Annotated in this window: 24 protein-coding genes, 1 other RNA gene and 3 pseudogenes; 8 read left to right on the top strand and 20 right to left on the bottom strand. The window is 54.7% G+C overall.

Annotated features, from left to right (window positions below; genetic code table 11):
* Positions 1 to 49: 49 nt before the first annotated feature.
* From gcvH to QN378_RS10935, 8 genes and pseudogenes are all read right to left on the bottom strand, one after another.
* Positions 50 to 433 carry a glycine cleavage system protein GcvH gene (gene gcvH / locus QN378_RS10970; RefSeq protein WP_322205776.1) on the bottom strand — a complete coding sequence of 128 codons (384 nt, stop codon included), beginning with the start codon at positions 431 to 433 and terminating at the stop codon, positions 50 to 52.
* Between the two features lie 45 nt (positions 434 to 478).
* Complete coding sequence (gene gcvT / locus QN378_RS10965; RefSeq protein ID WP_323546866.1) at positions 479 to 1561, bottom strand: glycine cleavage system aminomethyltransferase GcvT; 1083 nt, start codon at positions 1559 to 1561, stop codon at positions 479 to 481.
* Between the two features lie 153 nt (positions 1562 to 1714).
* A pseudogene (locus QN378_RS10960) lies at positions 1715 to 2212 on the bottom strand (iron ABC transporter permease); the annotation flags it as partial.
* Positions 2212 to 2504, bottom strand: a pseudogene (locus QN378_RS10955) (iron ABC transporter substrate-binding protein); the annotation flags it as partial. The pseudogenes QN378_RS10960 and QN378_RS10955, both read right to left, overlap by 1 nt.
* Positions 2505 to 2724: 220 nt before the next feature.
* On the bottom strand, positions 2725 to 3945 hold the full coding sequence (locus tag QN378_RS10950; protein WP_322205778.1) for a 2-octaprenyl-3-methyl-6-methoxy-1,4-benzoquinol hydroxylase: 1221 nt from the start codon (positions 3943 to 3945) through the stop codon (positions 2725 to 2727).
* Between the two features lie 52 nt (positions 3946 to 3997).
* Positions 3998 to 5185, bottom strand: coding sequence for a 2-octaprenyl-6-methoxyphenyl hydroxylase (gene ubiH, locus QN378_RS10945; RefSeq protein WP_322205779.1), 1188 nt, complete (start codon positions 5183 to 5185; stop codon positions 3998 to 4000).
* Entirely contained in the window at positions 5182 to 6516 is a 1335-nt protein-coding gene (gene pepP / locus QN378_RS10940) for a Xaa-Pro aminopeptidase (protein WP_322205780.1), read from the bottom strand. The genes ubiH and pepP overlap by 4 nt, the downstream gene beginning before the upstream one ends.
* A 75-nt stretch (positions 6517 to 6591) precedes the next feature.
* Entirely contained in the window at positions 6592 to 7146 is a 555-nt protein-coding gene (locus QN378_RS10935; protein ID WP_322205781.1) for a YecA family protein, read from the bottom strand.
* Between the two features lie 182 nt (positions 7147 to 7328).
* On the opposite strand from QN378_RS10935, the gene QN378_RS10930 reads away from it, so the two are divergent.
* The 4 genes from QN378_RS10930 (at position 7329) to QN378_RS10915 (ending at position 8769) form a co-directional block, all read left to right on the top strand.
* Positions 7329 to 7538, top strand: coding sequence for a TIGR02449 family protein (locus QN378_RS10930; RefSeq protein ID WP_322205782.1), 210 nt, complete (start codon positions 7329 to 7331; stop codon positions 7536 to 7538).
* Complete coding sequence (locus QN378_RS10925) at positions 7535 to 7852, top strand: cell division protein ZapA (protein WP_322205783.1); 318 nt, start codon at positions 7535 to 7537, stop codon at positions 7850 to 7852. Before QN378_RS10930 ends, QN378_RS10925 begins: the two co-directional genes overlap by 4 nt.
* A gap of 32 nt (positions 7853 to 7884) precedes the next feature.
* A non-coding RNA gene (gene ssrS / locus QN378_RS10920) (6S RNA) lies at positions 7885 to 8063 on the top strand.
* An 85-nt stretch (positions 8064 to 8148) separates the two neighbouring features.
* Positions 8149 to 8769 (top strand): 5-formyltetrahydrofolate cyclo-ligase, encoded by a 621-nt coding sequence (locus QN378_RS10915; RefSeq protein ID WP_322205784.1) that lies wholly within the window; start codon positions 8149 to 8151, stop codon positions 8767 to 8769.
* Between the two features lie 34 nt (positions 8770 to 8803).
* On the opposite strand, the gene QN378_RS10910 is transcribed toward QN378_RS10915, so the two are convergent.
* A complete protein-coding gene (locus tag QN378_RS10910) occupies positions 8804 to 8956 on the bottom strand; it encodes a hypothetical protein (RefSeq protein WP_322205785.1) in 153 nt (50 codons plus the stop codon).
* A gap of 190 nt (positions 8957 to 9146) precedes the next feature.
* Here QN378_RS10910 and QN378_RS10905 point away from each other — a divergent pair, with 190 nt between their 5' ends.
* The gene (locus QN378_RS10905; RefSeq protein WP_322205787.1) at positions 9147 to 9596 is read left to right on the top strand and encodes an EVE domain-containing protein; all 450 of its coding nucleotides are present in this window, start codon (positions 9147 to 9149) and stop codon (positions 9594 to 9596) included.
* 17 nt (positions 9597 to 9613) lie between these two features.
* Here the strand turns inward: QN378_RS10905 and QN378_RS10900 are convergent, their stop codons facing one another.
* Positions 9614 to 10021, bottom strand: a complete 408-nt coding sequence (locus QN378_RS10900; RefSeq protein WP_322205788.1) for a flagellar basal body-associated protein FliL — start codon at positions 10019 to 10021, stop codon at positions 9614 to 9616.
* 131 nt (positions 10022 to 10152) lie between these two features.
* Here QN378_RS10900 and QN378_RS10895 point away from each other — a divergent pair, with 131 nt between their 5' ends.
* Positions 10153 to 11130 carry an NADPH:quinone oxidoreductase family protein gene (locus QN378_RS10895; RefSeq protein ID WP_323546869.1) on the top strand — a complete coding sequence of 326 codons (978 nt, stop codon included), beginning with the start codon at positions 10153 to 10155 and terminating at the stop codon, positions 11128 to 11130.
* Positions 11131 to 11188: 58 nt separating this feature from the next.
* On the opposite strand, the gene QN378_RS10890 is transcribed toward QN378_RS10895, so the two are convergent.
* On the bottom strand, positions 11189 to 11869 hold the full coding sequence (locus QN378_RS10890) for a gamma-glutamylcyclotransferase (RefSeq protein ID WP_323546915.1): 681 nt from the start codon (positions 11867 to 11869) through the stop codon (positions 11189 to 11191).
* 341 nt (positions 11870 to 12210) lie between these two features.
* On the opposite strand from QN378_RS10890, the gene QN378_RS10885 reads away from it, so the two are divergent.
* Positions 12211 to 12699 (top strand): sn-glycerol-3-phosphate transporter, encoded by a 489-nt coding sequence (locus QN378_RS10885; protein WP_407074091.1) that lies wholly within the window; start codon positions 12211 to 12213, stop codon positions 12697 to 12699.
* A 7-nt stretch (positions 12700 to 12706) separates the two neighbouring features.
* On the opposite strand, the gene QN378_RS10880 is transcribed toward QN378_RS10885, so the two are convergent.
* The 5 genes from QN378_RS10880 to trxA all read right to left on the bottom strand — a co-directional run bounded on the left by QN378_RS10880 (position 12707) and on the right by trxA (position 19057).
* Positions 12707 to 13675 carry a CDP-6-deoxy-delta-3,4-glucoseen reductase gene (locus QN378_RS10880; RefSeq protein ID WP_322205790.1) on the bottom strand — a complete coding sequence of 323 codons (969 nt, stop codon included), beginning with the start codon at positions 13673 to 13675 and terminating at the stop codon, positions 12707 to 12709.
* Positions 13675 to 15141 carry a 4-hydroxy-3-polyprenylbenzoate decarboxylase gene (gene ubiD, locus QN378_RS10875; protein WP_322205791.1) on the bottom strand — a complete coding sequence of 489 codons (1467 nt, stop codon included), beginning with the start codon at positions 15139 to 15141 and terminating at the stop codon, positions 13675 to 13677. Before ubiD ends, QN378_RS10880 begins: the two co-directional genes overlap by 1 nt.
* A 62-nt stretch (positions 15142 to 15203) precedes the next feature.
* Positions 15204 to 17162 carry an acyltransferase family protein gene (locus QN378_RS10870; protein ID WP_323546871.1) on the bottom strand — a complete coding sequence of 653 codons (1959 nt, stop codon included), beginning with the start codon at positions 17160 to 17162 and terminating at the stop codon, positions 15204 to 15206.
* Between the two features lie 76 nt (positions 17163 to 17238).
* Positions 17239 to 18498, bottom strand: a complete 1260-nt coding sequence (rho, locus tag QN378_RS10865; protein ID WP_322166589.1) for a transcription termination factor Rho — start codon at positions 18496 to 18498, stop codon at positions 17239 to 17241.
* 229 nt (positions 18499 to 18727) lie between these two features.
* Complete coding sequence (gene trxA, locus QN378_RS10860) at positions 18728 to 19057, bottom strand: thioredoxin TrxA (RefSeq protein ID WP_322166590.1); 330 nt, start codon at positions 19055 to 19057, stop codon at positions 18728 to 18730.
* Between the two features lie 180 nt (positions 19058 to 19237).
* Here trxA and QN378_RS10855 point away from each other — a divergent pair.
* Positions 19238 to 19420: pseudogene (locus QN378_RS10855) on the top strand (ATP-binding cassette domain-containing protein); the annotation flags it as partial.
* A gap of 124 nt (positions 19421 to 19544) precedes the next feature.
* Here QN378_RS10855 and QN378_RS10850 read toward each other — a convergent pair.
* The 4 genes from QN378_RS10850 to QN378_RS10835 form a co-directional block, all read right to left on the bottom strand.
* Positions 19545 to 20036: a hypothetical protein gene (locus QN378_RS10850; RefSeq protein WP_322207007.1), complete on the bottom strand. Its 492-nt coding sequence runs from the start codon at positions 20034 to 20036 to the stop codon at positions 19545 to 19547.
* On the bottom strand, positions 20033 to 20539 hold the full coding sequence (locus QN378_RS10845) for an Hcp family type VI secretion system effector (protein ID WP_322205794.1): 507 nt from the start codon (positions 20537 to 20539) through the stop codon (positions 20033 to 20035). The genes QN378_RS10850 and QN378_RS10845 overlap by 4 nt, the downstream gene beginning before the upstream one ends.
* A 115-nt stretch (positions 20540 to 20654) precedes the next feature.
* Entirely contained in the window at positions 20655 to 21245 is a 591-nt protein-coding gene (locus QN378_RS10840; RefSeq protein WP_322205796.1) for a hypothetical protein, read from the bottom strand.
* Positions 21242 to 21718 (bottom strand): hypothetical protein, encoded by a 477-nt coding sequence (locus QN378_RS10835; protein ID WP_322205798.1) that lies wholly within the window; start codon positions 21716 to 21718, stop codon positions 21242 to 21244. Before QN378_RS10835 ends, QN378_RS10840 begins: the two co-directional genes overlap by 4 nt.
* Positions 21719 to 21803: the final 85 nt, after the last annotated feature.

The following is a 21803-nucleotide window of genomic DNA, read 5'->3' as shown; positions in this document are numbered from 1 at the left end:
CTCAAGAAAAAGCCTCGACTAGTCGAGGCTTTTTCGTCTATCGAAATCGTTATTCGCCGATAGCAGTCTTATACGCAGCCGAATTCATTAGATTTTCCAGCTCCACAGTATTGCTTGGCTTGAGCTTGAAAATCCACGAGTCATAAGGTGCAGTATTCAGCGCCTCTGGGGTACTGCCCAGCTCTTCGTTAACTGCAACTACTTCGCCAGACAGCGGCGAGTAGATGTCAGATGCGGCTTTGACGGACTCAACCACGCCAGCAGCGTCGCCTGCGGTGAAGAGTTTGCCAATTTCTGGCAACTCTACGAATACTACGTCGCCCAATGCTTCTTGTGCATGGTCGGAGATTCCAACAGTCACCATGCCATCGGCTTCAAGGCGAGCCCATTCGTGACTCTCGGCAAAACGCAGATCAGCGGGGATATTGCTCATTTAGTCATCCTCTACATCAGGTCAGCGGAAAACCCGCCAGAGAAGTTAAATCAAGGCTTTGCCATGACGTACGAAATTAGGTTGTACCACGCGAACTGGATACCACTTGCCGCGGATCTCGACTTCAGCACGGTCGGCGGTTGCCATTGGCACACGAGCCAATGCAATCGACTTGCTTAGCGTAGGCGAGAAACTACCACTGGTGATCTCCCCTTCGCCAATTTTTGAGATTCTAACCACCTGATGCGCCCGTAAAACCCCGCGTTCTTCCAACACCAGCCCGACCAGTTTTGATTTCACCCCAGCGGCCCGCTCAGCTTCCAGTGCACTGCGGCCGATGAAGTTGCGGCCGGCAGGCTCCCAGGCGACAGTCCATGCCATGTTGGCCACCAAAGGTGAAACCTGTTCATCTATGTCTTGGCCATACAAGTTCATACCGGCCTCAAGACGCAATGTGTCGCGGGCTCCCAAGCCAATAGGCGAAATACCTGCGCCGACCAAATCGTTGAAAAAACCACAGGCTTGGTCAACCGGAAGGATGATTTCAAGTCCGTCTTCACCGGTATAACCGGTGCGGGCAATGAACCAGTCGCCCTCGCTGCACCCTTCAAAAGGCCGCAGTTGTTGAATTATTGCGCCACGCTCACCGGTAACCAATTCGGCAATCTTGTGCCGAGCGTGGGGTCCCTGAATAGCCAGCATTGCCAAATCATCGCGTTTGACCAGTTGCACATCGAAGTCAGCCTCATTAGCGCGCATCCAGGCCAAATCCTTTGCGCCAGTAGCGGCATTGACGACCAGACGATACCCGCTGTCGGTGAGGTAGACGATCATATCGTCGACTACACCACCGTCAGGACTGAGCATCGCGCTATAGAGGGCTCGGCCTGGCAGGAGCAAACGGCCGACGTCATTGGCGAGCAAATATTGAAGCCAGACCTTTGCCTGACTCCCAGTTATATCGATAACCGTCATGTGGGATACGTCAAATACCCCACAATCGCGGCGCACCTGATGATGCTCCTCGACCTGTGAACCGTAATGCAACGGCATGTCCCAACCGCCAAAGTCGACCATTTTTGCGCCAAGAGCGAGGTGCATGTCAAAGAGCGGCGTACGCTGTCCCATGGGTTTCTCCTTCCGGGCGTGGCGAAGATGCGGAGCGGCGCGACACTGGGAAAGCCTTATAAACATTAGCTTTAGACAGATTCAACCACCCGATTAGTCTGACAGACCGCACCGATTGCGGCGCATTGTAGCCGCATGGTGATAGACCCGCACCTAGCCGATCTGACGGGCTGAACGCCTTATCAAACCGATGACTGGTAGAAGCCCTACTATCACAAGTGTCAAGGCCGGCAACGATGCCCTTGACCACTCGCCTTCGCTGGTCATTTCGAAAATCCTGACGGCCAAGGCATCCCATCCGAATGGACGCATAAGCAACGTTGCAGGCATCTCTTTGAGTACATCTACAAACACTAACAATCCTGCGCTTAGGGCTCCAGGCAGCAATAGAGGCAGGCAGCCATTGAGCGGCGCGTATGCCACTGCAATGAAGCGCACTAGATAGGCCAATAGAAGCGCAAACAGACTACCCAGCAATAAGGGTTTGCCGGCCCCTCCCACCGCCGTCGACAACGGAATGACCCACGCTCGATCCAGGTAGCTAAAGCCCAACATGATCGACACGGCCAGCACCGATCCCGGCAGCGCATAACCGAGGTTGGCCGCACTCAACGCAGAGCGCACCGCCGGGGTTGGAGACAGACGCCGGGCGATGTGAATGGCTGAAGAATACCCATTTGCTCAGCCTGCCACAGGTTGCCGGCATCAACGGTCAGCAGTAAATCAGCCGTGGCGTTTTCGCCTTCGGCCTTGATTCGCTGCATCAAAGACGCTTCCTTGTCCGTAATGAATTTGATTCTGACCCCAGTTTCGAGGGTGTATGCATCAAATACCGGCTTGATCAGCTCATCAATGCGCGATGAGCACACCACAATCTCGTCGGCGGCTTGTTAGCGAGCACTGTCAGGATCAGGGTCGATAGAAGACGCTTGCTTACCTGCATGGGCATGGCCTCGTGTCAGAATTGAGGCGAAAGGGTAAGAAATACCTTTTGCGATCTCAACCAAACTCACAACAGAGGCGTTACGGAATATCGCACGGGACCATTGAATCGAATAATTGCTCTGCGAGAGCAAATTCATGCACGAATGTCATGATGCGGTATGCCTTAGAGACCGAGCCACATGCCTCTGAAGTGGATTCGATCTCACACGACTCACTGTTTAAACCTGCGCTAACGCAGGCAAATCACCCGTCAACCCCAGCGCCTGACGCACAAACAGAGCTTTAGCATCTGGTAGTCGGTCGACCCATTTGAGGCCGGTGTTGCGCAACCAGCGCAAGGGCAACGGATTAGCTTGGAACAAACGCTCCAACCCTTCCATTGCGGCCATCAACGCAAGGTTATGCGGCATCCGGCGGCGTTCGTAACGGCTAAGCACCCGCACATCGGCTAAGCGCTCACCGCGATGAGCAGCATGTAACAGAACCTCAGCCAACACGGCGGCATCAAGAAAACCCAGATTGACGCCCTGCCCGGCCAGCGGGTGGATGACGTGCGCCGCATCGCCGATCAGCGCCAAGCCTTCAGCCACGTAGCGTTTGGCATGCCGCTGGCGCAGCGGCACGCAAAGCCGTGGGTCAGCACTCAACACCTCACCGAGACGACCTTCGAACGCTTTTTCCAGCGAGCGACAGAACGCTTCATCGCTTAGCGCCATAAAGCGTTCGGCTTCGGCCGGGGTGACGGACCAAACGATCGAGCACCAATGTTCGCCCTCGCGCTTCAACGGCAGAAATGCCAGCGGCCCCTCATCGGTGAAACGCTGCCAAGCGGTCTGCTGATGCGTGTCAGCGGTGCGCACGCTGGTGACGATGGCGTGATGCAGGTAATCCCATTCCCGAGTGGCGCAGCCTGTCAGGCGACGTACCGCGGAATTGGCTCCATCTGCCGCGATCACCAACGGCGCGCGCAAGGTACGCCCGTCAGCCAGTGTCAGCAGCCAATCGTCCCCGGAACGACGCATCTGTTCCAACCGCGCGTTGGCCAGAAGGCCAATATTGCTGTCGTGCAGCCGCTCCAATAGTGCATCTTGAACCACGCGATTTTCGACAATATGGCCGAGTACGTCAGCGTGCACACTGGCTGCCGAAAAATGGATTTGCCCAGTGCCGCTGCCGTCCCACACCTGCATCTCGCCATAGGGACTAACGCGCCGCGCGGCCATGCCTTCCCAAACATTCAGGCGTTCCAAAATGCGCTGACTAGCGGCAGACAACGCACTGACCCGAGGTTCAAATGCCGACTGCGGATCGAACGGTGTAACACTCATCGCACTGCCGTCGAGCAGCACGATATTCAGGCCGCTGCCCTGCAACGCCAGCGCAAGGGCGCTACCCACCATTCCAGCCCCGACAATCAGAAGATCTGCGCGTGTTTCCATGCTTTAAATCATTCCCGCGAATGGCGTAAGCCGTGATGTAAGGGTTCGGGCATCAAGCATCGGGGCGAGTTCCCAGCCCCATGGCTTGACGGGCAAACCAACGTTTTGCGGGGGGCAACAGGTCCAACCCAAGCAAACCCAGATTCCTCCCCGTACCGACTAATGGCTGAACGCTGCCGAACAGTCGTGTAACTTGATCGGAGAAGCCTACGGTCAATAGCTGATCCAAACGCTGGCACTCGCGATACGCCTGCAAGGTGGCAAAATCGCCTGGCAGGCATTCACTCGCCAGCAGCGCTTCGGCCAATGCGTTAGCGTCGCGCAACGACAAGTTGAAGCCTTGCCCAGCAATCGGATGCAGGCTATGAGCGGCGTTGCCCAACACTGCCAAATGCGGACGGACTTGCTCTTGCGCCTCGACGAGTTTCAGCGGATACACATGCCGCGCACCCACCTGTCGCAATGCGCCCAAACGATAGCCAAACGCATTCTGTAGTTCGCTGAGAAAACTGCGCTCATCCAGCGCGATCAGACGCTCGGCGTCCGTACCTCCACGGGTCCAGACCAGAGCGCAACGATTCTCGGGCAGCGGCAATAACGCCATCGGGCCGTCATCGGTGAAGCGCTCGAATGCTTGCCCGCAATGGGCTTCACTCGGCGTGATGTTGGCGATCAGCGCGCTCTGGTTGTAGGGCCGCTCAGTGACGCCGATCCCCAATTGCTCGCGCAGCCCCGAACGGCCGCCATCGGCGAGTATCGCCAGGTCGCATTCCACTTCGGTTTCGTCATCGAGGGTAAGTCGATAGCCATCGCCCAAGGGTTGCATGCGCTTGACCTCGGCCGGACAGCGCCAACTGATCACGTCGCTGTCCAGGCCCTGCCACAGGCATTGACCCAACCAGGCGTTTTCCACCACGTAACCCAATGCCGGCACGCCCTCTTCCATTGCCGACAATCGAGCTGCGCCAAAGCGCCCGCGGTCAGAAACCTGAATTTGCAGGATCGGCTCAGCACGACGGCTGATGTGCTGCCAAAGGCCTAAGCGCTCGTAAATTTTTCGCGCACCAAAGGACAATGCGGACGAACGTGCATCATAGCTCGGTTGATAAGAATCACCGGGGGCGAAGGGTTCAATCAGAACGATCTTCCAGCCCCGCGCCTTTGCTCCTGCTTGAAGGGCCAAAGCCAGGCTTGCCCCGACTAGACCGCCGCCGACGATTGCAATATTGACCCGGCTCATGCGGCCTCGGCTCTCGCAGCAGCCATCAAGGCCTCGATAGCCGCGACCGTCTTGGGCACGCCATGGGAGAGCACTTCACATCCTTGCTTGGTCACCACTACGTCATCCTCGATCCGCACACCGATTCCTCGCCATTTCTTCGCGACGTTTTGATTGTCCGGGGCAATATAAATCCCCGGCTCAACAGTCAGCGTCATGCCGACTTCTAAAACACGCCATTCGCCGCCGACTTTGTAATCGCCAACATCATGTACGTCCATGCCCAGCCAATGACCGGCACGGTGCATGTAAAACGCTTTATAGGCTTCGCTGACGATCAATTCCTCAACGTTGCCCTGCAACAAGCCCAACTCCAATAATCCGGTGGTAATCACTAAAACCGTGGCTTCGTGAGCCTGATTCCAATGCTTGTCGGGCCCAATCGCTGCAAACGCCGCTTCCTGGGATTTAAGCACCAATTCGTAGATCGCTTTTTGCTCGGGCGAAAACGTACCGCTGACCGGAAACGTACGGGTGATGTCGCTGGCGTAGCAATCGATCTCACACCCTGCATCAATCAGTACCAAGTCGCCATCCTTAAGCACCGCGTCGTTCTCCTGATAGTGCAGGATGCAGGCGTTGCGACCCGAAGCGACGATGGAACCGTAGGCCGACATCTTCGCCCCGCCTTTGCGAAATTCATAATCCAGCTCAGCTTCGAGGCTGAATTCATGTAGCCCGGCACGACTGGCCTGCATTGCTCGAACGTGGGCACGCGAAGAGATTTCGGCGGCGCTACGCATAACTTTGATTTCTGCCGCAGATTTATACAGGCGCATGTCATGCAGTAAATGATCTAGCGCAACAAATTCGTTCGGCGGCTGCGCGCCCATATTCGCTTTGGAACGGATGACGTTGATCCAGTCCATCACATGGCGATCAAACTCAGGGTTGCTGCCCATGGCCGAGTACACCCGATCACGGCCTTCGATCAGGCCGGGAAGAATATCGTCGATATCACTGATCGGGAATGCATCGTCGGCACCGAAATCACTCAACGCCCCCTCTTGCCCTGCACGCAGACCATCCCACAGCTCACGCTGGGGATTTCGTTCACGACAGAACAACACGTACTCGCCGTACTCACGGCCGGGTATCAGAACGATGACTGCTTCGGGCTCTGGAAAACCGCTGAGGTACTGGAAGTCGCTGTCCTGACGATAGACATGCTCAACATCGCGGTTGCGAATAGCCACCGCAGCAGCCGGTAAAATCGCGATGCTGTTGGGGACCATTTGCGCCATCAGGGCTTTGCGACGACGGGCGTATTCCGACTTCGGGATATGGATCATAAACAGGTGAAGTCCCCTTATGAGTGCTTTGCGCGGCCGGCCTGACTCGCCGGCAAACGGCCGCAAGCTGAGCGATCAATGCAACGACGGTTTCGGTTCGAGTGTCGCAGGCTTGTTGCATTCAGTGAATAGCAGCAGCGGAGCGACGCGCAGGTATTCCATCACTTCCATGTAATCGCCTTCGCCATCTTCGGACTCTTCCAGCGCGTCCTGGACTTGAGCGATAGCCGATAGATCTTGAAGAACTTCCATAGCTTCAGCACTGATTGCAGTATCACGGGCAGTCAGACCAAAACCGGCAAGAAAGCCTTGGCACCACTGGCCAAGCGCAATGGCGCGCTCAGCCAACGGGGCGTCGTCAGTAGGCAACAACAGCACGACAGTCATGTCGTCACTGGTCAATTCACCTTTGACCATCTCTTGCAGACCAACCAGCGCCTGGCGAATAGCGTCTTGCGGTGCTGCGCCGAGCATTTCGCTGGCATCGACCATCCAGCTATCGATGTCGAAACCAGCGCCAGCACAACTGCGGCCCAACAAAAGGCCATGCAGCTCGGCAGGAGACACAGGATAGCCACCGGCATTGAGCAGGGCGGCAAAAGCTTTATACGGAGAATTCTGAATAGGCATGGGTAACTAGGCGCCAAGCGGCGCAATGTCTAGAATGGAGGCCTTATATCGTAGGGCGTGCGCTCATTTATTTCCAGCAGTTGCACCAGTAAACGCGCCGAGACTGCCCTGCAAGCCCTTTTGAACGACTATTAACGCGCCTGCACCTACGCCATTCATCAGAAAGTATTCAGTGGGACACAATGGAAGATACCGATCTACAAGCGTTGATGGCTCGACTGGAGTTGCTAATCAAGCGTGTCGAGCAACTAAAAAGCCAAAATGGACTCTTAGTAGCTCAGGAAAAATCCTGGCGCGAGGAACGCGCTCATCTCATTGAAAAAAATGAAATCGCCCGTCATAAGGTGGAATCCATGATTTCGCGCCTCAAGGCCCTGGAGCAAGACTCATGAGCTCAAGTAACAGCGTAACTGTTCAGATTCTCGATAAAGAATATTCGATCATCTGCCCTCAGGAAGAGCGCACCAATTTGGTCAGTGCTGCGAAATACCTGGATGGCAAGATGCGTGAAATCCGTAGCAGCGGCAAAGTCATTGGGGCCGATCGCATTGCCGTGATGGCTGCGCTCAACATCACCCACGACTTGCTCCATAAGCAGGATTTGCCCGACGTTCAGGCCAGTGGGTCGACCCGCGAGCAAGTGCGCAATTTGCTGGAAAGGGTTGATCTAGTGCTGGCCACTGATCCGGAACCCACCCAAAAGTGAATCTTTGGACAGGTTTCGGGTATACTTGCGACCGCTCCCTGGAGTGCTAGCCAGTCGGTCATGTCCCTGAGCCGATACGCACAACCACGGGGGTTGCACGTTGGGGACGGTGTGCATGTCCGCTTGACGGAAAGCCTTAAGTCCTCCTGCAATCTCCACCTTGAACTTTCGGGTTCAAGGGCTACACCGACAGCGGTTCGTCGGGGAGTCTTTATTTTTATCCATGGCCAGTCTTGCTGTCTGGCGATGGTCTTTACGATTCGGCGCCCAGCCAAATTGACTCTGGATCTACCTGAATGACCAGTCCCGCGCCACTTTCGCGGCAACAACTGCGTACTCAGTTGCGCAAAACTCGTCGCGCCTTAAACCCCAGCCAACAACGCCAAGCCGCTCGCGGTCTGTATCGCCAGCTCGCACAAAACCCACTGTTCCGCCGCGCCAGACACATAGCGCTATATATCCCCAACGACGGTGAAATCGACCCGCGCTTATTGCTGCGTGCAGCTCAACGACGCGGCAAGAAAACCTACCTGCCGGTGCTCAGCGCCTGGCCACGCACCAAGATGGTTTTTCAGCGCGTCATTCACGGGGAAACGTTTAGACCTAACCGCTTTCGCATCCCCGAGCCACGATCAAATGTCGCCCGGCAGCGACTTGTTTGGACACTGGATCTGATTCTTCTACCGTTGGTGGGTTTTGACGATGTGGGGGGGCGACTGGGCATGGGCGGTGGTTTTTATGACCGTAGCCTAGCGTATCAGGCCCGAAGAAAAGCCTGGCAGAAGCCGGTTTTGCTTGGGCTGGCCCATGAATGTCAAAAGATCGATCAATTGGCGCAGGCGAGCTGGGACGTGCCGTTACAAGGCACTGTGACCGATAAGCGCTGGTATCAAGGAGTCAATAAGGATCGAGGCTAGACGCTGCTTATGATTGCAGCGTCGATAGGATCAATCAGTGCTGCGGTGGCTTTTGATGGTGCTGCTGAGAAATTTCTACAGGCGCATCAGACTTATTCGTCCACAAACTCTGTGCGTAGCCGGTGGTTACTACACCCAAACCGAACAAAAAAGCCAAAACCCATAAAATATCCGGTTTGCGTTTCATCGATTGCCCCCCTTGGGCAAATCAATGCGTCACTGACTACGGTTTATAAAGCCGCTGCAACAACGCGATGCTTAAAATCACGCGCATTCTCCGACAACTATCACTTTCACGCAAATGATGGCGTCAACCGAACGTCGGTTTGTCATAAAATCGCATCACTTTTTTCAACCCCGATTCAGGAGCAACACCCATGGCCTATTGGCTGATGAAATCCGAGCCGGAAGAACTCTCGATCAAAGACCTTCAACGCCTAGGCGAAACTCGCTGGGACGGCGTACGCAATTATCAGGCGCGAAACTTCATGCGAGTTATGGCGCCTGATGACACCTTTTTCTTTTATCACTCCAGCTGCGCGCAACCCGGGATTGTCGGCATCGGACGTATTGTTGATGCAGCTTATCCGGACCCCACCGCACTTGATCCGGGTGGCGCTTATTTCGACCCGAAATCCAGCGAGAAAAAAAATCGCTGGAGCGCCGTCAACGTCAGCTTCGTCGAAGCTTTTCCACACGTGCTAAAAATCAGTTACCTGAAGCAGCAAAGCGCACTGGAACAATTGCCTCTCGTGCAAAAAGGTACCCGGCTTTCAGTCATGCCAGTATCCGCCGACCAATGGCAAGCGATACTGGCGCTGCTTTAAATCCCGGTTCAAGTACGTCATTGAATGATTAGGTTGTTGAAGAGCAAATCTTCAACAACCGGCTTACCTTCCTCATCGCTCATGATTTGCTGGGTTTGCTTGAGCGCTTCCTGACGCAATTTTTCCTTCGCATCGACGTTATTCATGGTGTCGACGGTTTGTTGCGAAAACAGCGCCACCAACTGATTGCGAATCAGCGGCTCATTGTGTCTGACCGCCTTTTCAGCGTCGGCACCTGTAACCCGCAGCGCAATATCAGCTTTGTAGACGTGCAGCTTCGGCCCGCCATCAAGGCCGTAGTTGCCCACTAGGGCAGGACTGAGGGAAACATAAGCCACTTTGCTGGCATCGCTTTCTTTAGACTCTTCAGCCGATGCCACGACGGGCAGCGACAAAGCCAACAACATGATGATCCACGCTTTCACAGTCCACTCCTCATCCGATTTGCTGCGTAGCTTACTGCACTTATGTCTGCTTATTTGGCTCCGGCATTCTGATTGACCCAGAAATCTGCCTACCTACACTTATCGGCTATAACTAAAAAAGGAATAGTCCGATGAAAGCCCTGCTGTGCAAAGCCTTCGGCCCCGCCGAAACATTGGTGCTGGAAGAAGTCGCCAGTCCAGAAGCAAAGAAAAACGAAATTGTCTTGGATGTGCACGCAGCGGGGGTCAATTTTCCGGACACGCTAATTATTGAAGGTAAATATCAGTTCAAACCCCCCTTCCCTTTCTCTCCGGGCAGTGAAGCATCGGGCGTGGTTTCGGCCGTCGGTGAAAAAGTCAGCCACTTGAAAATCGGCGATCGGGTCATGGCGTTGACCGGCTGGGGCAGCTTTGCTGAACAAATATCAGTAGCTGGCTACAACGTTTTGCCTATCCCGGATGCGATGGATTACATCACTGCTGCTGGTTTTAGCATGACCTACGGCACCTCCATGCACGCCCTCAAGCAGCGCGCCAACCTGCAACCCGGCGAAACCCTGCTAGTACTTGGCGCCTCAGGCGGCGTAGGCCTCGCCGCCGTCGAAATCGGCAAAGCCATGGGCGCCAAAGTCATCGCCGCCGCCAGCAGCGCGGAGAAACTTGCCGTAGCCAAAGCAGCCGGCGCCGATGAGTTGATCAACTACAGCGGCACGAATCTCAAAGACGAGATCAAACGCCTCACCAACGGGCTGGGCGTTGACGTTATTTACGACCCGGTGGGCGGGGATCTGTTTGACCAAGCGGTGCGGTCAATTGCCTGGAATGGCCGGTTGTTGGTGGTGGGGTTCGCCAGCGGGCGTATTCCTGAACTGCCGGTAAACTTGGCGCTGTTGAAAGGTGCTTCGGTGGTTGGGGTGTTCTGGGGATCTTTTGCGCAAAGACAGCCGTTGGATAACGCGGCTAATTTTCAGCAGTTGTTTGCGTGGTATGCGGAGGGGAAGTTGAAGCCGTTAATATCGCAGGTTTATCCACTGGAAAAGGCCGGAGAAGCGATTGACTCGTTGGCGCAGAGGAAAGCAGTTGGGAAGGTAGTTGTTGGAGTTAGATGACGGGGATTAAGAGCCCGGGCCGCTGCGATGGTGGCTCGGGAGTCCAAAGCCATAACTATTACCCTGCACTACCCTGTGAGACCGAATTCATTCGTTTGAGCTTCGCTTCCAGATTCAGATCCGGCATGGCGTGGCTGCGCAAGCAGTTAGCGGTTTGTTCGACGTAGTCGCGCGTGCTGCCGTTGCGGCCGCAGGCATTGGCGAGGACTTGGCTGAGGACACTGTCGGGCAAGTTGCCGGCGTAGCTGGGCAGGTGGCGTTCGAGTACGAAACCCAATGCTTGAACCCGAGTGCCGTCTTCAAGGCGGCAGCTTAGCCAGTGAGGTCTATACGAGGGGTAAGGCATTTCGCGCTGCCAAAGGGCGAGCAGTGATTCTTGCAAGCATTCTGCGGGCAGGCGATAGGCGAACCCGCTGCAAGAACCCCCGCGATCAAGACCGAACACAAGACCAGGAAGTTCTGGTGTGCCACGGTGTTCGTGGGACCAAAGATACAAACCGCGATGATAACCGTGCACTCGTCCGCGCTGACGCTCTACGGCGGAGCATTCCGGCCGCCAAATGAGCGAGCCATAAGCGAATAGCCACACAGGGCCACCTTGATGCAGCTTCATGGTGTCTTGCATAGAGCTGAGCAGTTGTTCGCGCGTTAAGTGCGGGCCGAGGTCAATTACCGGTGGGTAACTGAGCTCCAGGCCGATGTGGGCAGCCGCGATCAAACTGTTGAGTTCATTCCCCATTGCTTTCCCCCTGGCCTTACCACCCCAGTTGTCGCTGACCTGATGCATATCATGCAATTTGTAATCCACTACCGAAGCTGATCTTCCGAGCGGTAGTGAACACAAAGACGCTGCGGGCGCCTTTGCGGTCACCGTTATAGCTTAGAAGCCTTGGTCAACTATTCTAAATACCGAAATCGAATAGCGAGTGAAGCTGCTGAAAGGCTAAGGGAACTCTTCTAATCCGACCGCCTAACACTGGCAGAAATTTCCGACACATCCTGTAGGCATCTCACTCTTTCAAGCCTCACTACAGCGCTGTATAAAGCCGCCCCTTGGCTTTAAATGCTCAGAGGAAAATGATGAACGTCAGAGAAATCAAACGCTGGGCGTCATTGACGCTACTGACGGCGCTCACATCTGTAGGGGCGAGTGAAGCCATGGGCAAGGGTGAAGATGGCTTCTGGCTGGTCCAGACCAGTGTATATACACGGCATTTTTCTCCAGACCCTAAACACAATAATCAGCAGCAGCTGATTGGCCTAGAGCGCAACGAAGGGTCTGGTTTGCTGTATGGAGCAGCCACGTTTCGCAATTCGTACGATCAGCAATCAGCTTACGGGTATGTCGGCAAACGCTTTGAGAACGCAGATTATCCGGTGTACGTGAAAGTTTCTGGAGGCCTAATGTATGGCTATCGGGGCCAATACCGCGACAAGATTCCGTTCAACCGATTTGGCGTTGCGCCGGTGATTATCCCATCGGTGGGCGTCCATCTCGGCCCTGTCACGGCCGAGGCGGTTTTGTTGGGGTTCTCGGCGACGATGGTGAACGTCGGGGTTCGTTTCTGAGGCTGACTCAGCCGCGAGGCGCGTAGGCAAAAACGTCGGCGTGCATCTGGTGCGCGTCCATTCCGGCATTGACCAAGGCGTCGAGCGTTGCGTAGACCATTGCCGGGGAGCCACTGGCGTAGACAATCACCGACGACAAATCGCTGATGTCCTGGCTTACCGCTTCATGCAACATGCCGCAGCGCCCTTTCCAACCGCATAGGTCGCTGACTACTTTATGCAAATACAAGTTTGGCATCTGTTTCCACTCATCCCAATGGGGCATGTCGTAAAACTCTTCAGGGCGTCGAACCCCCCAGTACAGATGCACGGGGTGTTGAAAACCCGAAGCACGGCAATGCTCGATCAAGCTTTGCATTTGCCCCATGCCAGTGCCGGCTGCAATCAATACCAGCGGCCCAACAGGTAAATCGGCGAGGTGTGAATCGCCATAAGGCAGTTCGACGTTGACCATGCTGTTGCGCTGCAATTGTTCAATAAGGCTCAATGCACTGGCTTCACGAGCCAGTATGTGCATTTCAAGATCGCGCCCGCGGTGTGGGGATGAGGCCATGGAGAATGCCGATTTCTCGCCGTTTTCGCGTTCGATCATCAAGTATTGTCCGGCGTGATAGCGCGGTGGCTTACCTGCGGGCGCTCGCAGCCGAATGCGCCATACGTCCCCGCCAACTTCAACGCACTCGGTAATCTGGCAGGCCAGCTTGCGTAACGGCAATTCGTTACGCGCTAACACGCCATCCCACATCACCACGCAGTCTTCCAGCGGCTCGGCCAGGCAGGTGTAGAACTCGCCATGATCACGCTCCTCACCCGCTTGCATGACTCGACCTTCGACCAACAACGCAGAGCAAATATGGCAATTGCCATTGCGGCAACTCTGCGGGCAGTCATAGCCAAGACGTTGCGCAGCATCGAGTATTCGCTCGCCGGGCAACATCTCCAGTACCGCACCAGACGGCTGCAAGGTTACACGCATCAATCTATTCCCAACTCATTCCAAATATCGTCGATCCGGCGTGTTACCGCTTCATCCTTGACGATAACCCGACCCCACTCACGTGTGGTCTCACCCGGCCATTTATGCGTTGCGTCCAGACCCATCTTCGAACCCAGACCGGAAACCGGGGAGGCGAAATCGAGATAGTCGATCGGCGTATTTTCGATCATCACCGTATCGCGCTTGGGGTCCATGCGTGTGGTAATCGCCCAGACCACATCGCTCCAGTCCCGAGCGTTAATGTCATCGTCGGTGACAATAACGAACTTGGTGTACATGAACTGTCGCAGAAACGACCAGACACCCAGCATTACGCGCTTGGCGTGGCCGGGATATTGTTTCTTGATGGTCACGATGGCCATCCGATAGGAACAGCCTTCAGGCGGCAAGTAGAAATCGGTGATCTCCGGAAACTGTTTCTGCAGAATCGGCACGAACACTTCGTTTAGCGCTACGCCAAGGATAGCCGGTTCATCAGGTGGCCGACCGGTGTAGGTGCTGTGGTAAATCGGTTTGATTCGATGGGTGATGCGCTCCACCGTGAACACCGGAAAGCTATCGACTTCGTTGTAATAACCGGTATGGTCCCCATACGGCCCTTCATCGGCCATCTCGCCGGGATGAATCACGCCTTCGAGGACGATTTCCGCACTAGCTGGAACTTGCAGGTCGTTACCACGGCATTTAATGAGCTCAGTGCGGTTACCGCGCAGCAAGCCAGCGAATGCGTATTCGGACAAGCTGTCAGGCACCGGCGTCACTGCGCCGAGAATCGTCGCCGGGTCAGCACCTAACGCCACGGCGACCGGAAACGGCTTGCCGGGATACTTCTCGCACCACTCCCTGAAATCCAGCGCGCCGCCACGGTGACTCAGCCAGCGCATGATGACCTTGTTGCGGCCGATTACTTGCTGACGATAAATACCCAGATTTTGGCGGTCCTTGTTCGGACCTTTGGTGACGGTCAACCCCCAAGTGATCAGCGGACCTACATCGCCCGGCCAGCAAGTCTGGACTGGCAACATGCCAAGGTCGACATCATCACCTTCGATAACCTGTTCCTGGCATGGGGCATCTTTGACGATCTTGGGTGCCATTGCGATGATCTTGCGAAAAATCGGCAGCTTCGACCACGCGTCCTTCAAGCCTTTAGGCGGCTCAGGCTCTTTGAGAAACGCCAGCAGCTTGCCGATTTCACGCAGTTCGCTGACGGCTTCGGCGCCCATGCCCATGGCCACCCGTTGCGGCGTACCGAACAGGTTACCGAGTACCGGAATGTCATAACCGATGGGGTTTTCAAAGAGCAATGCCGGGCCTTTACTACGCAAGGTCCGGTCGCAAATTTCGGTCATCTCAAGCACCGGCGAGACGGGCACCTTAATGCGTTTTAACTCTCCGCGCTGCTCAAGCTGCTGCACGAAATCCCGAAGATCCTTGAATTTCATTGATCAGGCCATTCCTAAAATAGACGCCCATCCTACCTGCTCTGAAGGTTGAATAGGCGACGTCAGCGGGCATTTTCGCTCAAGAAAATCGGGTCGAACAATGGGGTAAGGCGTTCGCCACCTTGATCCGATAAGTGATTTTCATCCATGTACAACGGCGCGCCGTTTATCTCGGCCCGGCAAACACCGCTCGAGCACAACAGCGCGGCCGGATCTAGCACGCGCACTTGACCATCGGCAGCGCTCAATTCAGCGAATAAACTGTCGATAAATCGCTGTCGTGCTTTATGCTCAACAACCGGGCGACCAACCATCGAAGCAGAACGCCCGATCATGGCCAAACTGCTCAGTCGACCGATAGTGCCCGGACGCTGCATCGGCACTTCCTTGAACAACCATACCCGTGCGCCGGTTTCACGCACACGGGCGACCATCTTGCGCAGGTCGCCCGCCATGTGTTGCTCTGCGCTGCCACCGTCGTCAGCTCGGAACACCACGTACTTCTGGTCGCCGTCTTCTTCCCCATACAGATATAGACTCCAGCGACCCGCGAGTACGACATCGCGAACCTTTTTTCGGCGCACCAGCGCCAACGTTTGCCGATTGAAGTCTTCGCATTGCTGACGAACGTGAGCACCAATGATGGGTGGGCAACCCGCCAAGCTGACAAGCCAAACAGATTTACCATAACGCTCTGCGTCGGCCCGGAGCGCAGGCGTCAGCGCGGCAGCATGGCTATCACCCCACACAAATTGCAGAGGCGATGTGTCGGTGGCCCCGCCAAAGCGGCACACAGTGTTCAAATCAGCGCTTTGCGTGTCCATCAAACATGCTATCTGCCCTTGAGTCCAATGACTCGCCTGAGCATATCGCATGGCTTGATCGGATAAACGCTCAGGCATACCGTCCGTCCAGCGTAATGATTGGCCCAGCATGGCCAGCGCCAACATGCTGATAGCGGCAGCACCCACCATTGACTCGCGAGTCGCCATTAGCCGCTTTTGCCTGAAAGGCAGTTCTACAAAACACCAGCTCAGACATGCCAACCCCATGCTAACTAGCACCCAGGCGCAGGCTTCGGTCAGTGACAGGCCATCGACCGATACCGCATTGGCGTAGACGAAAATCGGCCAGTGCCAGAGGTAGAGCGAATATGAAATGAGCCCAACTCCTACCAGCATCCGAGTGCCCAGGAGTCGGCCCACCCACGTCGGTGACTGGCCGTTGGCCCACAACATCGCTGTAGCACCCAGTACCGGAAGCAACGCCGCCCAACCCGGAAACAACGTATTTTTGTCTAACGTACACACCGCCAGGATCACGGCCGCAAATCCCGCCACGCTCACGACCTGATAAACCCACGGACGCAATCCGCGTGGCTGCGCAGGTAGCGCAGCCAGCATTGCGCCGCACAGCAACTCCCATGCCCGCATCGGCAATAAAAAGAAAGCGGCATCGGGTTGCCGGGCCACAGTCCAAATATTGAGAAGAAACGACACCACCAGCAACGCGAACAACACCCAACGCCAGCGCCGGATATAACGCGTAAGCAGAACCATCAACAAAGGGAAGAAAATGTAGTACTGCTCTTCGACAGACAGCGACCAAGTGTGCAGTAACGGTTTGAACGCCGAAGCCGCCTCGAAATAGCCGTCTTGATGCATGAAAAGAATGTTGGAAACGAACATCGCCTGGTAACGAACGGCTCGGCCCAACTGCGCATAATCGTTAGGGGGTAGTAGCAACCAGCCGACTAACAGAACGGCGCCTATCACTACACTTAACGCTGGGATAATGCGTCGAGCGCGCCGCGACCAAAACTCATAAAAACTGAACCGCCCAGCTTCGATTTCACGACATATGATTGATGTAATCAGAAATCCTGAAATAACAAAAAACACGTCGACGCCTACAAAGCCGCCGCTGAAGCCATTGAACCCGTAATGAAACAGGACGACTGGAATAACGGCCAGCGCCCGTAATCCGTCGATGTCACGACGATTGCCAAGGATGTAATTCACTTCCGTGTCCCAAAAAAAATGGTGTCCCTAAGGACACCACTCTTTTCACACGGTTCAGCCAGATTGAGTCAGCGGCTTATTTGCGCTTCATCGACAGGAAGAACTCGTCGTTGGTCTTGGTCTGCTTCAGCTTGTCGATCAGGAACTCGATAGCCGCGACTTCGTCCATAGGGTGCAGCAGTTTGCGTAGAATCCACATCCGTTGCAGCTCGTCATCAGCCGTCAGCAACTCTTCACGGCGGGTACCGGAACGGTTGATGTTGATAGCTGGGAACACGCGTTTTTCAGCGATTTTACGATCCAGCGGCAGCTCCATGTTGCCCGTGCCTTTGAATTCTTCGTAAATCACTTCATCCATCTTCGAGCCGGTTTCAACCAGCGCGGTAGCGATGATGGTCAGCGAGCCGCCTTCTTCGATGTTCCGTGCAGCGCCGAAGAAACGTTTCGGTTTCTCCAGGGCGTGAGCATCGACACCACCGGTGAGTACCTTGCCGGAGCTAGGAATCACGGTGTTGTAAGCACGAGCCAGACGGGTGATGGAGTCGAGCAGAATCACCACGTCTTTTTTGTGTTCGACCAAACGCTTGGCCTTCTCGATCACCATTTCGGCAACCTGTACGTGCCGGGTTGGTGGCTCGTCGAAGGTCGAAGCAACCACTTCGCCGCGCACAGTGCGTTGCATTTCGGTCACTTCTTCCGGGCGCTCATCGATCAACAATACGATCAGATGGACTTCCGGATTGTTACGCGTGATGTTCGCTGCGATGTTCTGCAGCATGATGGTTTTGCCGGCTTTTGGCGGCGCAACGATCAGGCCACGCTGGCCTTTACCGATCGGGGCGCAAAGATCGATCACCCGGCCAGTAAGGTCTTCAGTTGAACCGTTACCGACTTCCATCTTCATGCGAATGGTCGGGAATAACGGCGTCAGGTTTTCGAAAAGAATCTTGTTCTTCGCGTTTTCCGGACGGTCATAGTTGATCGTGTCGACCTTTAGCAGAGCGAAATAACGCTCGCCTTCTTTAGGCGGACGGATCTTTCCGACGATGGTATCGCCAGTGCGCAGGTTGAAACGGCGGATCTGGCTCGGCGAGACATAAATATCGTCAGGACCGGCTAGGTAGGAGGCGTCTGCAGAGCGGAGGAAACCGAAGCCGTCCTGGAGAATCTCCAACACGCCATCACCGGAAATTTCCTCGCCACTTTTGGCGTGCTTTTTCAGCAGGGAAAAAATCACATCCTGCTTGCGCGAACGGGCCATATTTTCTATGCCCATCTGTTCGGCCATTTCGAGCAGATCGGTAATCGGCTTTTGCTTGAGTTCAGTCAGGTTCATATAGGAATGACGTAATCATGTATGGGAGGGGAAATTAAGCTTTTGGCTTAATGAGGCCGCGCCGCAGAGAAGGCGACAGGATCGCGTACTAATTCGAAAGGATAAGCGTCGGCGACGGCTAGCAGGGGGCAATGGAGAAGCCATTGCGGGGCCGAATGTAACACTGCACTTTCAGGGCGTCTAGTCCTGGCTTCATAAAAAACCCCGCTTTGTGCGGGGCTTAGGTGCTTCAGATGTTGCTATCGAGAAATGCAGTCAGTTGCGACTTCGACAGAGCGCCTACTTTGGTAGCTTCAACGTTGCCGTTTTTGAACAACATCAGGGTCGGGATACCGCGAACGCCATGCTTGGCAGGAGTTTCCTGGTTTTCGTCAATGTTCAACTTGGCAATCGTCAACTTGCCCTTATACGTCTCGGCAATTTCGTCCAGGACGGGGGCAATCATCTTGCATGGGCCACACCACTCGGCCCAGTAATCTACTAGTACCGCGCCTTCAGCCTTGAGGACTTCTGCTTCGAAGCTGGCGTCACTGACGTGTTTAATAAGGTCGCTACTCATGGAAAGTCTCCGAGGTCGTAGGCTAAAAATCGTGCTCCATCATAGCGGGACTCACCGGGTTCAGGAAGCCGAGGTTGATTGAGTCTTGCTATGGTCCTGCATCAATTGCGCAATAGGTCGGCACCGGCAAGCATAAAAGTCGGTGCAAAGTCGGTGCGAAACAGAGCTTCAAAAGAAGGCCAGGTGGTGCCGAAGGTGCCCAAAGCCAAAGCGGCGCAACTTGCGCGGCAGATGCTGGAGCGCGTTGGGGGGGGGGGGAAATTCGATGCATTCCCTGATCGCTTGTCAGGCGGTCAGCAACAGCGCGTGGCGATTACCCGTGCGTTGGCCATGTCACCCAAAGTGCTGCTGTGCGATGAATCCCCTCGGATCTCGATCCCGAAGGGTCGGTCGATCACGGGGGCTGAGGGAACTGATTTGATTTTCGATGAAGCGCTAAACATAAATCAATCCCCTCACTGCCATAGAACTCGACAACGACACGCCATTAATAGCGGTAATAGCTGTTCACTATCCGCACTGAAAGGCTCGATCTTTTCGATGTCACCGGGAAATTGCCAAACCCTTGAGCATCGACTCGTCGTTGGCCTGACTCCCCATCAAATTCGCCAAAGTAACTTTGGCTAACAATAAATTCCTCTGTTTCTGTGTCAAACAGACGAAATATCAGTTTAGGGGGGACTATTTGAGGCGGTGGGTTCTCTAAAGCCGCCAGCATCCTTCGGTGGCGAGCGTGCGGCTCGTAATCCCCCCAGTCAAACGTGCGCGCCTCAGGCTTGGTCAGCACCCACTCGCCGCGCTCAATCTGCTCCCAGACATAACGATCGTGAAAGACCATCGAGGCGCGTCGCAATTCGGCCAGACCTTCGATTTTCCGATGCCCTGCTAAAAGTCTTTTGACTATCACCAAGGCTTCAGCGGGAGAATGGACGTATTTTTCTTCTCCCATGTTAAGTTTACGACGATGCACCAACTTCATGCCGACGCTCCCTCATTCCAGTAGTCGGAACCCGTCGTTCCGCAGGTTTCATGAGTCGAGCTGTTGTTCCGATACGTAAACGTAACAGTTTCCAATTGAGTGATATGAGCAAATGCAGGATCGCGCCAATGTGGCATTGCGATATGTATATCGGTAATCAGGGCGTCTTTATAGACCATGGTAAAAAAATGCTCATGAAAACCATTGGGTGAAATTCGATACCAGTCAAACTTGCATTGGCTCAGTGTTTCACCCGTGCGCCACGCTTCAAACAGTAATGGGGTCGACTTATCGAGCATCTTGGTAATGGTGAAGGGCCCATGAACCCGATGGCCGGGCTGCGCCCCTTGGGGTCGACCAAAATGCTGATCAAATGAATCCACCAGAATTTGATCTTCTCGCCCGAGCTGGTAGTTATTGCCAATTGACTCTAACGACGAACAGCCTTCAGTAATCAATTTTTGTTTTTCGCCGATGATGGTCAAGTAGGGTGGCATTGGCATGGGTGTACTCCTTGGCTAGATAGGGTGTTTTTTAGATTGGGTAGTTGAGGTGGAACTTGCCCACTGATTGTGACGAACTCAGTTGAATCTATAAGGCAGCTCCAACGAAGCCGAGTCATGGGTAAGGTGTCCAAGGCTTAGCAACTTCGAGAGTGATCTTATAGCGCTCTTCTTCGGGGCGTTTGCGATCTTCAAAACGATGCACTGTGAGCATGGCCTGATACTTGTCGCCGGCATACCAATAAGTTATGCCTCCCTTGTCGCGCAATTGAGCGCGCCATTGGGGCGTATCGGCAAAGGGTGGATATTTTTTGTGATTTCTATCTATCCATCCGCCGCGGCGCCATTGTTCCTGAAGGTCCAGCACTACCTTTAAGGCATCATCCAGTAACAAGGGCTCGGTCTGCGGAGAGATACGAACATCGCCAATGGTGTTGCCCTTGAATCCCATAGTGAAGGACGTACCAATGGGGGTGATAAATCCATATTGCGGGTCGAGGAACCGTAATCGGGCGTTGGATTTTGCACCGCCCCACGATATTCCCCCGTCTGGATAAGGTGGACTAAAGCGGGCTGACGACTGCTTTCGCATATTCTCGTAAGTTCCACCGATCTCCACGACGATCTCCCGCTCGTACCACGACCTCGCGACGAATGCTGCCCATGCCGTCAGAACTATCATTAGCGTCCAACGACGCCAAGTCATGGGTAAGGCGTCCAAGGCTTGGCAACTTCAAGGGTAATCTTATAGCGCTCTTCTTCGGGGCGTTTGCGATCTTCAAAACGATGCACTGTGAGCATGGCCTGATACTTGTCGCCAGCATACCAATCAGTTGTGCCTCCCTTGTCGCGCAATTGAGCACGCCATTGAGGCGTATCGGCAAAGGGTGGGTATTTTTTGTGATTTCTATTTATCCATCCTCCGCGACGCCATTGGTCCTGAAGGTCCAGCACTACCTTCAAGGCGTCATCGAGTAACAAGGGTTCCAGCTGCGGAGACATTTGGATGTTTTCAATAACGTTGTCATCGAATACAACGAATACGTCAGCGCTTTTTGGCGTGATAAATCCATATTGCGGGTCGGTGAATCGTAATTGTACATTTGACTTTGGCATGCCCGGCCATATTCTCCCACCGGGAAAAGGTGAACTAAAACGGGCTGACGAAGCCTTGAGCATCTCCTCGTAGGTTCCACCTATCACCAGGGCGATCTCCCGCTCGTACCACGACCTCGCGACGAATGCTAACCATACTGTCAGCAGG

Origin of the sequence: Pseudomonas sp. 10S5 (assembly GCF_035019745.1) — a bacterium.
In the GTDB taxonomy this organism is placed as follows: domain Bacteria; phylum Pseudomonadota; class Gammaproteobacteria; order Pseudomonadales; family Pseudomonadaceae; genus Aquipseudomonas.
This window is presented reverse-complemented; position numbering and strand designations above follow the sequence as displayed.

Coding starts and splice junctions, on each gene's coding strand:
- QN378_RS10905 (WP_322205787.1), top strand. CDS start 9,147: ATGGCCTATTGGCTGATGAAATCCGAGCCGGAAGAACTCTCGATCAAA.
- QN378_RS10850 (WP_322207007.1), bottom strand. CDS start 20,036: ATGAAGTTGGTGCATCGTCGTAAACTTAACATGGGAGAAGAAAAATAC.
- pepP (WP_322205780.1), bottom strand. CDS start 6,516: ATGATCCATATCCCGAAGTCGGAATACGCCCGTCGTCGCAAAGCCCTG.
- QN378_RS10910 (WP_322205785.1), bottom strand. CDS start 8,956: ATGAAACGCAAACCGGATATTTTATGGGTTTTGGCTTTTTTGTTCGGT.
- QN378_RS10880 (WP_322205790.1), bottom strand. CDS start 13,675: ATGCGTGTAACCTTGCAGCCGTCTGGTGCGGTACTGGAGATGTTGCCC.
- ubiH (WP_322205779.1), bottom strand. CDS start 5,185: ATGAGCCGGGTCAATATTGCAATCGTCGGCGGCGGTCTAGTCGGGGCA.
- ubiD (WP_322205791.1), bottom strand. CDS start 15,141: ATGAAATTCAAGGATCTTCGGGATTTCGTGCAGCAGCTTGAGCAGCGC.
- QN378_RS10925 (WP_322205783.1), top strand. CDS start 7,535: ATGAGCTCAAGTAACAGCGTAACTGTTCAGATTCTCGATAAAGAATAT.
- trxA (WP_322166590.1), bottom strand. CDS start 19,057: ATGAGTAGCGACCTTATTAAACACGTCAGTGACGCCAGCTTCGAAGCA.
- QN378_RS10840 (WP_322205796.1), bottom strand. CDS start 21,245: ATGACTTGGCGTCGTTGGACGCTAATGATAGTTCTGACGGCATGGGCA.
- rho (WP_322166589.1), bottom strand. CDS start 18,498: ATGAACCTGACTGAACTCAAGCAAAAGCCGATTACCGATCTGCTCGAA.
- QN378_RS10890 (WP_323546915.1), bottom strand. CDS start 11,869: ATGGGGAATGAACTCAACAGTTTGATCGCGGCTGCCCACATCGGCCTG.
- QN378_RS10935 (WP_322205781.1), bottom strand. CDS start 7,146: ATGCCTATTCAGAATTCTCCGTATAAAGCTTTTGCCGCCCTGCTCAAT.
- QN378_RS10845 (WP_322205794.1), bottom strand. CDS start 20,539: ATGCCAATGCCACCCTACTTGACCATCATCGGCGAAAAACAAAAATTG.
- QN378_RS10835 (WP_322205798.1), bottom strand. CDS start 21,718: ATGCTCAAGGCTTCGTCAGCCCGTTTTAGTTCACCTTTTCCCGGTGGG.
- gcvT (WP_323546866.1), bottom strand. CDS start 1,561: ATGGGACAGCGTACGCCGCTCTTTGACATGCACCTCGCTCTTGGCGCA.
- QN378_RS10930 (WP_322205782.1), top strand. CDS start 7,329: ATGGAAGATACCGATCTACAAGCGTTGATGGCTCGACTGGAGTTGCTA.
- QN378_RS10895 (WP_323546869.1), top strand. CDS start 10,153: ATGAAAGCCCTGCTGTGCAAAGCCTTCGGCCCCGCCGAAACATTGGTG.
- QN378_RS10885 (WP_407074091.1), top strand. CDS start 12,211: ATGAACGTCAGAGAAATCAAACGCTGGGCGTCATTGACGCTACTGACG.
- QN378_RS10915 (WP_322205784.1), top strand. CDS start 8,149: ATGACCAGTCCCGCGCCACTTTCGCGGCAACAACTGCGTACTCAGTTG.
- gcvH (WP_322205776.1), bottom strand. CDS start 433: ATGAGCAATATCCCCGCTGATCTGCGTTTTGCCGAGAGTCACGAATGG.
- QN378_RS10950 (WP_322205778.1), bottom strand. CDS start 3,945: ATGGAAACACGCGCAGATCTTCTGATTGTCGGGGCTGGAATGGTGGGT.